This is a genomic window from Microbacterium sp. NPDC059771 (genome assembly GCF_042732495.1).
In the GTDB taxonomy this organism is placed as follows: domain Bacteria; phylum Actinomycetota; class Actinomycetes; order Actinomycetales; family Microbacteriaceae; genus Microbacterium; species Microbacterium sufflavum.
The window spans coordinates 2483504-2495381 of sequence record NZ_JBHWHK010000001.1 but is presented as its reverse complement, the minus strand read 5'-3'; the positions used below and the strand labels follow the sequence as shown (position 1 = coordinate 2495381).

Below are 11878 nucleotides of genomic sequence, written 5' to 3'. Positions count from 1 at the left end.
ATGGCCACCGAAGAAACCCTCGTCCTCGTCAAGCCCGACGGCGTCGCCCGCGGCCTCACCGGCGCGATCCTCGCCCGCATCGAGGCGAAGGGCTACGCGCTCGTCGACATCCGCCTGGTCGAGCCCGACCGCGACCTGCTCGCGCAGCACTACGCCGAGCACGAGGGCAAGCCGTTCTACGAGCCGCTGCTGGAGTTCATGATGTCGGGCCCCTCCGTCGCGATCCGGCTCGCGGGCAACAGGGTCATCGAGGGGTTCCGCTCGCTCGCCGGCACCACCGACCCGACGACCGCCGCGCCCGGCACGATCCGCGGCGACTTCGGGCGCGACTGGGGCCTGAAGGTGCAGCAGAATCTGGTGCACGGTTCGGACAGCCCGGAGTCGGCCGCCCGGGAGCTGGGCATCTGGTTCGACTGACGACCACACGACGAAGCCCGTCCGCCGAGAAGGCGGACGGGCTTCGTCGTGCGTGCGGCCGGTTCAGAAGACCATGCCGATGACCTCGCCCAGCAGGTCGAGCCCGCGCAGCTGCGCGAGCAGGATCACCACGGCGTAGGCCAGGACGGTCGCGAGCGGCACCCACGCCATGAGGCGGTTCGCGCGGGCCTGGGTCTTCTCGTTGCTCGTGAGGCTCCCGTTGCGGGTGAGGTGGAGCATGGTCGCGAAGAACGTGGGGATCGTGACAGACCAGGTGAGCATGCACCAGGGGCAGAGCACGCCGAGGTTGGGGGCGTACAGGCTCTGCCAGATCAGCCAGCAGACGAGCCCGAAGGCGAAGGTGATTCCGGCGCCGAACGTGAGCCAGAACCAGCGGGGGAAGCGGGCGCCGGCGAGCAGGGCGACGCCCATGAACAGCGGCGCCATCCAGCCGGCGATGCCGATGATCGGGTTCGGGAAGCCGAACACCTCGCCCTGCCACGAGCCGAGGTTCTTCCCGCACTGGATCATGACGCTCACGTTGCAGCTGAGGTCGGCGTCGGGGTTGGCGAGCTGGATGAACTTGTCCATCGTGAGCTGGAAGGCGGCGAACCACCCGATGACGGCCGCGACGATCAACCAGACGGCGTAGACGACGGGGCGGGTGCGCTGCTCGCTCATGTTCAGGATTATCTCAGCGAGTGCTATGGATGGGGCGAGAACGGCCCCGGGGAAAACGCGCCATCATCACCGATGCCGCGAACGGGGCCATGTGGTGCGATAATGACCTGTGATGCGATGAACGGCGCCGCCGCGACACGCATCGACGCAGACTTCGGGGCCCATGCCCCACGCGACCAGAGCCCAGAGCCGGTCGCACGCCGATTGAGTTCGCGGAACCCGCGGGTACCGCATGAGATTTCACGGAGCACCCGGTGCCCGTGCAGGGAGTACGCCAGAGATGGCCGATGAGAACAATGACCACAACCCCTCCGCTCTCGATCTCCCGGCTGGTGCCGCGGATCCGGTGACGGAGCCCACGGCTCCCGCGACCGACGACTCGCTCGTCGCGCCGCTCGCCGAGGACGACACGGCGGACATCGCCGCCGACGTCGCCGCAGACGAGCTCGCCGCCGACAACGCCGCCGCGGAAGACGCGGCCGCCGCCGCCGACGATGCCGCCGCTGCCGCGGTGGAAGACGCCGCCGCCGCTCAGGACGCCGCCGACGCGGTCTCCGACCGGGCCGACGCCGCCTCGGCGTCCGGCGTTCCGGCCGACGAGGAGAGCGCGGCCGAGGCTCCTGTCGACGCGGGCGCCGCTGCTGACGCGCCGGCGAGCCGGGAGGCTGCCGGAGACGCTCCCGCCGAGGCCGCGCCCGCCGCCGATGTGCCCGCCGAGGACGCTCCCGTCACGGATGCGCCGTCCGACGATGCTCCCGCCGAGGGCGAGCCCGCCGCCGAGGCGTCGTCCGACGATGCTCCCGCCGCCGAGGCGCCGTCCGAGGCCGCTCCCGCCGAGGCCGCTCCCGCCGCCGAGAAGACGGAGCCCGAGGCCCCGGCGCCCCTGACCGCCGTCTCCCTGGGCCTGCTGCCCGAGGTGTTCGTGTCGCAGGTGTCGACCCAGCTGCACTTCTACGCGCCCGAGGTCGTCCCGCTGCCGGCACGCCCCGGTCGCGACGAGCGTCCTGCCGAGCGCGACCAGGAGGAGTCGTCCTCCGGCCGCCGTGGCCGCCGCCGCCGCGGAGGTTCCGACGGCGACGAGCAGCGCGACGAGCCGCGTCAGCGCCAGCGCGTCGTGGAGTACATCACCGAGCCGAAGGCCATCAAGGGCTCGACGCGCCTGGAGGCCAAGAAGCAGCGCCGCCGTGACGGGCGCGACGCGGGTCGCCGTCGTCCGGTCGTCACCGAGGCGGAGTTCCTCGCGCGCCGCGAGTCGGTCGACCGCAAGATGGTCGTGCGCTCCAAGAACGGTCGCACGCAGATCGGCGTGCTGGAGGACGGCGTGCTCGTGGAGCACTACGTCGCCCGCAACCAGGACGCGTCGCTCATCGGCAACGTCTACCTCGGCCGTGTGCAGAACGTGCTCCCCAGCATGGAGGCCGCGTTCGTCGACATCGGCCGTGGTCGCAACGCCGTGCTGTACTCCGGCGAGGTGGACTGGGACGGCGTCGAGACCGGCAACCAGCCGCGCCGCATCGAGCTGGCCCTCAAGCCCGGCGACCGCGTGCTCGTCCAGGTCACGAAGGACCCGGTCGGCCACAAGGGCGCCCGCCTCACGAGCCAGATCTCGCTGCCCGGCCGCTACCTGGTGTACGTGCCCGGCGGGTCGATGAACGGCATCAGCCGCAAGCTGCCCGACAACGAGCGCGCCCGACTCAAGCGCATCCTCAAGGAGGTGCTGCCCGAGTCCTCCGGCGTGATCGTCCGCACGGCCGCGGAGGGTGCGACCGAGGAGCAGCTGACGCGCGACGTCCAGCGGCTCACGTCGCAGTGGGAGCACATCCAGAAGCAGGTGGAGAGCCAGCAGGCACCCGCGCTGCTGCACGCCGAGCCGGATCTGCTGGTCAAGATCGTCCGCGATGTCTTCAACGAGGACTTCACGAAGATGCTCATCCAGGGTGAGGACGCGCAGCGCACGATCCGCGCCTACCTGGAGAGCGTCGCGCCCGACCTGCTCGAGCGCGTCGAGTCCTACGAGGACGAGGTCGACCCCTTCGACGCGTTCCGGATCACCGAGCAGATCGAGAAGGCGCTCGACCGCAAGGTGTGGCTGCCGTCCGGTGGCTCGCTCGTGATCGACCGCACCGAGGCGATGACGGTCGTCGACGTCAACACCGGCAAGTTCGTCGGCTCGGGCGGCAACCTCGAGGAGACCGTCACCAAGAACAACCTCGAGGCGGCGGAGGAGATCGTCCGTCAGCTGCGGCTGCGCGACATCGGCGGCATCATCGTGGTCGACTTCATCGACATGGTGCTGGAGTCCAACCGCGACCTCGTGCTGCGGCGTCTGATCGAGTGCCTGAGCCGCGACCGCACGAAGCACCAGGTGGCCGAGGTCACGTCGCTGGGCCTCGTGCAGATGACCCGCAAGAAGCTGGGCCTCGGGCTGCTGGAGACCTTCAGCGAGGCGTGCGAGGTCTGCGCGGGTCGCGGCGTCATCGTGCACCACGACCCGGTGGTCAAGCACCGCGCCAACGGCGGCAACGGCGGAGGCGGAGGAAACGGCGGTCGCCGCCAGCGCGGCAACGGGAACGGCAACGGCAACGGCAACGGGAACGGCAACACCGCTCCGGTCGTGGCCGCGGTGACGCACAGCATCACGGAGGGCGCGAAGTCGGCGCTCGCCCAGATCGCCGCGTCGACCATCGCCCCCTCGGGCGACGCCCCCGCCGAGAGCGCACCGGCCGAGCAGGCCGCCGCGCCCGCCGCCGAGCGTCCGAAGAAGGCCCGCAAGAAGCGCGGGGCCGACCGCAAGGGCCCGAAGTCACCGGCCGAGGAGCTCCTCGACTCGGTGCTGGACGCGCTTCCCGAGCCGAAGGCACCGGGGCAGGGGCGTGGTCGCCGCCGGGTGACCACGGCCGCGCTCTCCGGCACGCCGGTGTCGGTGGCGGCGGAGAGCTCAGCGCAGCCGGTCGCGGCCGCGGACCCGGAGGCCTGACGCGATCAGGCGGCGCACCAGTTCCTTCCCCGGAACGTGCTGGGCGCCGCCGGCGATCAGCCGCGCCACCGCGTCCTCCGGGACGTCGTAGTGGTCCAGGTCGAACGCGCGCGCCGGGATGCCGTGCGCGCGGGCGAAGTCGTGCAGCTCGTCGAGGTCGGTGTCGCTGACCAGGTGCGCCCACAGGCGTCCATGGGCCGGCCAGAGGGGGTCGTCGACGAGTACGGTCACCTCGCCAGCCTACGACCGGAGGCGCGACCGGTCTCACTTTGCGAGGGGCTCCGGCATCCGGTAAAGTAGTCCCTTGGTGCGCATGCCGCGTCGTCCTCGACGGCCGATGCGGAGAGTCTTGCATTCGCGCCCGTCGTACCAGCGACGCATGCAAGCAACAGTCTTCCCGTGAGATTCTCGGAGCCGCGTGCTCCCCAACGAAACAGGTATGAAGTGGTTTACGCAGTAGTGCGCGCCGGTGGCCGGCAGGAGAAGGTCGAGGTCGGCACCATCGTTCAGCTCGACCGTGTTCAGGCGGCCCAGGGCGAGAAGATCGAGCTGCCCGCTGTGCTGCTCGTCGACGGCGCCACGGTGACCACCGACGCCGACGCGCTGGCGAAGGTCAAGGTCACGGCCGAGGTCGTGGGCAACCTCCGCGGCCCGAAGATCGTCATCCAGAAGTACAAGAACAAGACCGGCTACAAGAAGCGTCAGGGCCACCGCCAGGAGCTCACGCGCGTCAAGATCACCGGCATCAAGTAAGACCGAGGAGACACAGGACATGGCACACAAAAAGGGCGCAAGCTCCACCCGCAACGGTCGTGACTCCAACGCTCAGCGACTCGGTGTGAAGCGCTTCGGCGGTCAGCAGGTCCTCGCCGGCGAGATCATCGTCCGCCAGCGCGGCACGCACTTCCACCCCGGCGTGAACGTCGGCCGTGGTGGCGACGACACGCTGTTCGCTCTGGCCGCCGGTGCGGTCGAGTTCGGCGCGAAGGGCGGCCGCAAGGTCGTCAACATCGTCGCTGCTGCTGAGTGATCACAGCACCACGCTAGACATCCGGTTCGGGGCGGGCTTCGGCTCGCCCCGTCCGCGTATCTGCCGTCCGTCTTCCCCCGCTACCCGAAGGACACGCACACATGGTCACGTTCGTCGACACCGTCACGCTGCACCTCCGTGCGGGTAAGGGCGGCAACGGCTGCGTCTCGGTGCACCGGGAGAAGTTCAAGCCCCTCGGCGGCCCCGACGGCGGCAACGGCGGCGACGGTGGCGACATCGTCCTGGTCGCCGATCCGCAGACGGGCACGCTGCTGTCGTACCACCACTCGCCGCACCGCTCCTCGGGCAACGGCGGGCCGGGCATGGGCGACCACCGGTCGGGCTTCGACGGCGAGTCCCTGGAGCTTCCGGTCCCGGTCGGCACGGTGGTCAAGTCGCCGTCCGGCGAGGTGCTCATCGATCTGATCGAGCCGGGGGAGCGTTTCGTCGTGGCCGCCGGCGGCCAGGGCGGCCTGGGCAACGCCGCCCTCGCGACGCCCAAGCGCAAGGCCCCCGGTTTCGCCCTGCTCGGCACGCCCGGCTATGAGGGCGACGTCGTGCTCGAGCTGAAGACCGTCGCCGACGTCGCGCTGGTGGGCTACCCGTCCGCCGGCAAGTCGAGCCTGATCGGCGCCATCTCGGCCGCACGCCCGAAGATCGCGGACTACCCCTTCACCACGCTCCACCCGAACCTGGGCGTCGTGCAGGTGGAGGACTTCCGGTTCACGGTCGCCGACGTGCCGGGACTGATCGAGGGCGCGAGCGAGGGCAAGGGCCTCGGCCTGGAGTTCCTGCGTCACGTCGAGCGCTGCTCGGCCCTGCTGCACGTGCTCGACTGCGCCACGCTCGAGCCGGGCCGCGACCCGATCTCCGACCTCGACGTCATCCTCGCCGAGCTGGCCGCCTACGAGGTGCCGGAAGGCCAGACGCCGCTGCTGGAGCGCCCGCAGCTCGTCGCGCTCAACAAGGTGGACGTGCCGGAGGCGCGCGACCTCGCCGAGCTCGTGCGCCCCGATCTGGAGGCGCGCGGCTTCCGCGTGTTCGAGATCTCGACGGTGTCGCACGAGGGTCTTCGCCCGCTCACGTTCGCGTTGGGCGAGCTGGTGGAGAAGCACCGCGCCGAGAACATCGCGGCGGAGAAGCCGCGTGAGCGCGTGGTCATCCGGCCGCGGGGCTCGAAGAAGGACTTCTCGATCCGCGTCGAGGGCGGCACCTACGGCAACGTGTACCGCATCCTCGGCGAGAAGCCGGTGCGCTGGGTGCAGCAGACCGACTTCCAGAACGAGGAGGCCGTGGGCTACCTGGCCGACCGCCTCGAGAAGCTGGGTGTCGAAGACGAGCTGTTCCGCCTCGGTGCCGTGCAGGGCTCGACGGTCGTGATCGGCGAGGGCGACAGCATCGTGTTCGACTGGGAGCCCACCATGAGCTCGGCCGCGGAGCTCATGACCGCGCCGCGTGGCACCGACCCGCGCCTGGCGCCGAACTCCCGCCGCACCACGTCCGAGCGCCGCGAGCAGTACTACGAGCGGATGGACGCCAAGGCGCAGGCGCGCGCGGAGCTGGAGGCCGAGCGCCTCGCCACCGCCCGCGAGGGCGACGAGTGACCGCACGCACGCGCGCCGACCTCGCGTCGGCGTCGCGCATCGTCGTGAAGGTCGGTTCGTCGTCCATCAGCGGCGAGTCGTCCTGGCGCATCCCGGTGATCGTGGAGGCCCTGGCCGCCGCGCACGCCAGGGGAGCCGAGGTGGTCCTGGTGTCGTCCGGCGCGATCGCCTCCGGCATCCCGTTCCTCCGGCTCGACGCCCGCCCGACCGATCTGGCGACGCAGCAGGCCGCCGCGGCGGTGGGCCAGAACATCCTCGTGTACCGCTACCAGGAGGCCCTGCGCCCGTTCGACATCGTCGCCGGGCAGGTGCTGCTCACCACGGGTGACCTGGAGAACCCGACGTCGCGGTCGAATGCCCGTCGGGCCATGGAGCGGCTGCTGGGTCTGCGCACCCTGCCGATCGTGAACGAGAACGACACCGTGGCGACGCAGGAGATCCGCTTCGGCGACAACGACCGCCTCGGCGCGCTCGTGGCACAGCTGATCGAGGCCGACGCGCTGATCCTGCTGAGCGACATCGAGTCGCTCTACACCAAGCCGCCGACCGACCCGGGTGCCGAGCCGATCGACGTCGTGGCCCCCGACGCCGACCTGTCCGGACTGGAGTTCGGATCGACGGTCGTGAACAGCGTCGGTACCGGGGGAGCCGCCACCAAGGTCTCGGCGGCACGTCTCGCTGCAGCCTCGGGGATCGGCGTGCTGGTGACCAGCGCCGACCTGGTCGACCGGGCCCTCACGGGCGACGACATCGGGACCTGGTTCGAACCGGCGACCTCCTAGACTGGGCGGATGACCGACCCGACCCCCCAGGCGCGCCTGGAGCGCGCGAAGGAGGCCTCCCGCGCCACGGCCGGCCTCACCAGCGACGACAAGGCGCGCGCTCTCGAGGCGATCGCCCTGGCTCTGGAGGAGAACGCGCCGCGGATCATCGAGGCGAATGGGCGCGACATCGCCCGCGGCCGCGAGGACGGCATCGGCGACTCGCTGATCGATCGCCTGCGGCTCGACGAGCGCCGGGTCTCCGCGCTGGCCGCGGCGGTGCGCGAGGTGGCGGCGCTGCCCGACCCGGTCGGTCGCGTGGTCGGCGGTCACCGCATGCCCAACGGTGTCGCGCTGGAGCAGGTGCGGGTGCCGTTCGGCGTGGTCGGTGCGATCTACGAGGCCCGGCCGAACGTGACGGTCGACATCGCCGCCCTCGCCCTGCGGTCCGGCAACGCCGTGGTGCTGCGCGGGGGCAGTGCCGCGCGCGACTCGAACACCGTGCTGGTGGAGGTCATGCGTGGCGCTCTGGAGGGGGCCGGGGTCACCCCGGAGGCGATCCAGACGGTCGACGACTTCGGTCGCGAGGGCGCGAAGGCCCTCATGCACGGTCGCGGTCTGATCGACGTGCTCGTTCCCCGCGGCAGTGCCGGCCTGATCGAGACGGTCGTGACGGAGTCGACCGTGCCGGTGATCGAGACCGGCGCCGGCAACGTGCACATCGTGCTCGATGAGAGCGCGCCAGACGACTGGGCGCGCGACATCGTGGTGAACGCCAAGGTGCAGCGTCCGAGCGTGTGCAACGCGGTGGAGACCGTGCTCGTGCACCGGCAGGCCGCGCCGCGGCTGATCCCCCTCGTCGCGAGCGCGCTCATGAGCGAGGGCGTGGCGATCCACGGCGACGACATCGTCGCGGGGCTGGTCGCCACCGTGATCCCGGCGACCGAGGAGGACTGGGCGACCGAGTACCTGAGCCTGGACATCGCGATGAAGGTGGTCGACTCGCTCGACGACGCGCTCGACCACATCCGCCGCTACAGCACGGGTCACACCGAGTCGATCATCACGACCGACACCCGCAACGCCGAGCGGTTCCTGGCCGAGGTGGACTCCGCGGTGGTCATGGTGAACGCGTCGACGCGCTTCACCGACGGCGGGGAGTTCGGATTCGGCGCCGAGGTCGGCATCTCGACGCAGAAGCTGCACGCCCGCGGGCCGATGGGACTGTCCGAGCTGACCAGCACGAAGTGGCTCGCGCGTGGGGCGGGTCAGACGCGCGGCTGAGGGCTAGACTGGGGGACGCTGCATCCCCGACACCCGAGACAGCACGCCACGAAACGGAGCAAGGATGAACCTCGTCGCACAGATCGCGATGGCCGCCGCAGAGACCGAGCACCACGGCAACGTCGCGCTCGACACCCTGATCTTCGGAGTCATCGCCGCGATCGTGTTCGCCGCTCTCGGGTTCGTCACGCTGTCGTACAAGAACGTGGCGAACCGTCACTCGGCGAAGGCGGAGGCCTGGGCGGCGAAGCACGGCAAGGACGGCCACGAGGCGGGACACGGCCACTAGGCCTTTCATGAGCACTGCGACCACGCGCGCACCGCGCATCGGCGTGATGGGCGGCACCTTCGACCCGATCCATCACGGCCACCTGGTCGCCGCCAGCGAGGTCGCGCACTCCTTCGATCTCGACGAGGTGGTCTTCGTTCCCACCGGACGGCCGTGGCAGAAGGCGGAGGTCACGCCCAGTGAGCACCGCTATCTCATGACCGTCATCGCGACCGCGTCGAACCCCCGGTTCACGGTGAGCCGGGTCGACATCGATCGCGCCGGCCCCACCTACACGATCGACACGCTCCGCGATCTCAAGGCTCAGCGGCCCGACGCGGAGCTGTTCTTCATCAGCGGCGCCGACGCCGTGGCGCAAATTCTCAGTTGGAGAGACCATGATGAACTGTGGGAACTGGCCCACTTCGTCGCGGTCTCCCGCCCAGGACACGTTCTGAGCATCGACGGCCTCCCGAGCGACGACGTCAGCCAGCTGGAGGTGCCGGCGCTGTCGATCTCGTCGACGGACTGCCGAGAGCGAGTCCGCGACGATCAACCGGTCTGGTACCTCGTCCCCGACGGCGTCGTCCAGTACATCGCGAAGCACCATCTGTATCGGAGCAAGGAATGAGCACATCGGATCAGCGAGGTCCGCTCACGCGGAAGCAGCTGCGGGAGATCCGGTTGACTGGATCCACCCCGGTCATCACGGAGGAGCAGGCCGAGGCCGCTGCGGAGGCGGCGAACGCGACTCCGCCGGCGGCCCCGCTTCCGCGCGCGGCCGAGCCCGCCCCCGTGGCGCCGGCCCCGGTGGCCGACTCCGCGGTCGACCTCGGTGCCGCACCGCTCACCCGTCGCCAGGCGCGTGAGCAGGAGAAGATCAAGACCGCATCCGTGCCGGTCGTGGGAGCCGACGCCGCCGAGGACGACCGCGACACCGCCCCCCGCGCAGAGGAGTCGGACGACGACTCGTCGATCGTCTCGGGCATCCCCGACTTCTCCTCGCCATCGGCCCCGGTGGTCGACGAGGTCGACGACGACGACGACGTCGACGACGAGGTGTCGATCGAGCCGGTGAGCGCCGCCGACGCCGTCGAGTCCGCCGGGAGCGTGCCGCTCGCCGAGCCGGCGGAACCGGAACCGGTCGACGTGGCCGAGCTGCTCGGCGTCCCCGGAACCGCGGAGGCCGACGAGGTCGAGACCGGGTCGACGGACGAGCGCGACGACCTGCTCGCCGATCAGGACGACGACCGCGGCGAGGTCGCCGACGGCGAGCGTCCCACCGTGAGCCCCGCGTTCGGCGAGGGCGTGCTGGCCGCCGAGGAGCCGGCGAAGCCCGCGTCGTTCCGGCCGTCTTTCGACGAGCTGCTCACGTCCAACGACTCGGGCGGCTCGCACCGCTCGCCCAACGCGCTGATCTTCACGCCGTCGCCCGGGGAGGGGTCGCTGTCCGGGCCCGTCGCGTCGACGGGGGAGATCCTCATCACGGGTTCCTACGAGCTGCCGAAGGGCATCGGCTCGCAGGGCCACGCACACGGCACCGCCGACGGCAAGGATGTCGACGCCGTCCTCATCGACGGGGAGCTGCCTCCGGCGTCCTCGCCCACCCCCATCGCTGCCAGCTCGGCTGTCAGCACCATCAAGCCCGCCGGCGAGGTCATCCGTCCGCCCGCGCCCGAGAAGGGCAATCGGCTGATGCTGATCCTGGCGATCGTCGCCGGTGGCCTCGCTCTCGCGCTGGGTGTGGCACTGGTCGTCGCCTTCACCACGAATGTGTTCTGATGCAATCACCTGAAACCGCCGAAGAGATGCTGCGCATCGCCGCCGAAGCCGCCGTCGCGAAGGGCGGGGAAGACCTGGTGGCGCTCAACGTCTCCGAGCCTCTTCCGCTCGTCGACATCTTCCTGCTCGTCACAGGCAACAGCGAGCGCAACGTCGCCGCGATCGCCGACGAGATCGAGGACCGCCTGGTCGAGTCCGGCCACAAGCGCGTGCGCCGCGAGGGCCGCGCGGAGGCGCGGTGGGTGCTGCTCGACTTCGGCGACCTGATCGTGCACGTCTTCCATCAGGAGGAGCGCGTCTACTACGGGCTCGAGCGCCTGTGGAAGGACTGCCCCGTGATCCCGCTCGACGTCGTCGAGACCGCTGCAGACGCGGGCTGAGGTGGCCACCCATCTGGTGACCGGCGCTGGTTCCGGTATCGGCGCCGTCCTCGCCCGACGCCTCCTCGAGCGCGGCGACCACGTGGTCGTGCTGGCGCGCGACGCGGGGAGGGCGCGGCAGATCTCCGACGAGCTCCCCGGTGCCACGGCGATCGTGGGCGACCTCGCGCAGCCGGGGCGGCTCTCGTGGGCGCTGTCGAAGCAGAGCCTGCCCGACCGCCTCGACGGTCTCGTGCACGCCGCCGGTGTCGTGGACCTCGGTGCCGTGGGCGAGCTCACACCCGCCCTGTGGGAGCAGCAGCTCGCCGTCAACCTGGTCGCGCCCGCGGAGCTGACGCGCCTGCTGCTGCCGGTGCTGCGGGTGTCGCGCGGGCACGTGGTGTTCGTCAACTCCGGGGCCGGGCTCCGGGCGAACCCGGAGTGGTCCGCCTATGCGGCATCGAAGCACGGCCTGCGGGCCCTCGCCGACGCGCTGCGTGCGGAGGAGGCGGAGCACGGCGTGCGCGTGACCTCGATCTACCCCGGCCGCACGGCCACGCCGATGCAGGAGCGGGTGCACCGACAGGAAGGGGCGGAGTACGACGCGTCGCGCTTCATCACCCCGGACGCGGTGGCGACCACGATCCTCACGGCGCTCGACCTTCCGCGTGACGCCCACCTCACCGACCTGACCGTCCGTCCCGCCGGCTGAGCC

General features: G+C 70.9%; 14 protein-coding genes. 12 read left to right on the top strand and 2 right to left on the bottom strand.

Annotated elements, in window-relative coordinates; genetic code table 11:
* Window positions 1-417 carry a nucleoside-diphosphate kinase gene (ndk, locus tag ACFV3I_RS11950; RefSeq protein WP_136034032.1) on the top strand — a complete coding sequence of 139 codons (417 nt, stop codon included), beginning with the start codon at window positions 1-3 and terminating at the stop codon, window positions 415-417.
* A gap of 63 nt (window positions 418-480) precedes the next feature.
* Here ndk and ACFV3I_RS11945 read toward each other — a convergent pair whose 3' ends face one another.
* Window positions 481-1098 carry a vitamin K epoxide reductase family protein gene (locus tag ACFV3I_RS11945; RefSeq protein WP_378822891.1) on the bottom strand — a complete coding sequence of 206 codons (618 nt, stop codon included), beginning with the start codon at window positions 1096-1098 and terminating at the stop codon, window positions 481-483.
* A 280-nt stretch (window positions 1099-1378) separates the two neighbouring features.
* Between ACFV3I_RS11945 and ACFV3I_RS11940 the strand changes: the two genes are divergently transcribed.
* Entirely contained in the window at window positions 1379-4075 is a 2697-nt protein-coding gene (locus tag ACFV3I_RS11940; protein ID WP_378822888.1) for an Rne/Rng family ribonuclease, read from the top strand.
* On the opposite strand, the gene ACFV3I_RS11935 is transcribed toward ACFV3I_RS11940, so the two are convergent.
* Window positions 4037-4306 carry a DUF4031 domain-containing protein gene (locus ACFV3I_RS11935; protein ID WP_136030663.1) on the bottom strand — a complete coding sequence of 90 codons (270 nt, stop codon included), beginning with the start codon at window positions 4304-4306 and terminating at the stop codon, window positions 4037-4039. The two genes, ACFV3I_RS11940 and ACFV3I_RS11935, sit on opposite strands and share 39 nt — an antisense overlap.
* Before the next feature lie 213 nt (window positions 4307-4519).
* Between ACFV3I_RS11935 and rplU the strand changes: the two genes are divergently transcribed.
* From rplU to ACFV3I_RS11885, 10 genes are all read left to right on the top strand, one after another.
* Window positions 4520-4828, top strand: coding sequence for a 50S ribosomal protein L21 (gene rplU, locus ACFV3I_RS11930; RefSeq protein WP_168387232.1), 309 nt, complete (start codon window positions 4520-4522; stop codon window positions 4826-4828).
* 19 nt (window positions 4829-4847) lie between these two features.
* The gene (gene rpmA / locus ACFV3I_RS11925; protein WP_017202370.1) at window positions 4848-5105 is read left to right on the top strand and encodes a 50S ribosomal protein L27; all 258 of its coding nucleotides are present in this window, start codon (window positions 4848-4850) and stop codon (window positions 5103-5105) included.
* A gap of 101 nt (window positions 5106-5206) precedes the next feature.
* Window positions 5207-6709 (top strand): GTPase ObgE, encoded by a 1503-nt coding sequence (gene obgE / locus ACFV3I_RS11920; protein ID WP_136030664.1) that lies wholly within the window; start codon window positions 5207-5209, stop codon window positions 6707-6709.
* The gene (gene proB, locus ACFV3I_RS11915; RefSeq protein WP_136030666.1) at window positions 6706-7491 is read left to right on the top strand and encodes a glutamate 5-kinase; all 786 of its coding nucleotides are present in this window, start codon (window positions 6706-6708) and stop codon (window positions 7489-7491) included. The genes obgE and proB overlap by 4 nt, the downstream gene beginning before the upstream one ends.
* A gap of 9 nt (window positions 7492-7500) precedes the next feature.
* The gene (locus ACFV3I_RS11910) at window positions 7501-8754 is read left to right on the top strand and encodes a glutamate-5-semialdehyde dehydrogenase (protein ID WP_136035385.1); all 1254 of its coding nucleotides are present in this window, start codon (window positions 7501-7503) and stop codon (window positions 8752-8754) included.
* A 64-nt stretch (window positions 8755-8818) separates the two neighbouring features.
* Window positions 8819-9043 carry a hypothetical protein gene (locus ACFV3I_RS11905; protein ID WP_136030670.1) on the top strand — a complete coding sequence of 75 codons (225 nt, stop codon included), beginning with the start codon at window positions 8819-8821 and terminating at the stop codon, window positions 9041-9043.
* A gap of 7 nt (window positions 9044-9050) precedes the next feature.
* Window positions 9051-9653 carry a nicotinate-nucleotide adenylyltransferase gene (nadD, locus tag ACFV3I_RS11900; RefSeq protein WP_136035386.1) on the top strand — a complete coding sequence of 201 codons (603 nt, stop codon included), beginning with the start codon at window positions 9051-9053 and terminating at the stop codon, window positions 9651-9653.
* Entirely contained in the window at window positions 9650-10804 is a 1155-nt protein-coding gene (locus ACFV3I_RS11895; protein WP_378822886.1) for a hypothetical protein, read from the top strand. Before nadD ends, ACFV3I_RS11895 begins: the two co-directional genes overlap by 4 nt.
* On the top strand, window positions 10804-11184 hold the full coding sequence (gene rsfS, locus ACFV3I_RS11890; RefSeq protein WP_136030675.1) for a ribosome silencing factor: 381 nt from the start codon (window positions 10804-10806) through the stop codon (window positions 11182-11184). Before ACFV3I_RS11895 ends, rsfS begins: the two co-directional genes overlap by 1 nt.
* Window position 11185: 1 nt before the next feature.
* A complete protein-coding gene (locus ACFV3I_RS11885) occupies window positions 11186-11875 on the top strand; it encodes an SDR family oxidoreductase (protein WP_136030677.1) in 690 nt (229 codons plus the stop codon).
* Window positions 11876-11878: the final 3 nt, after the last annotated feature.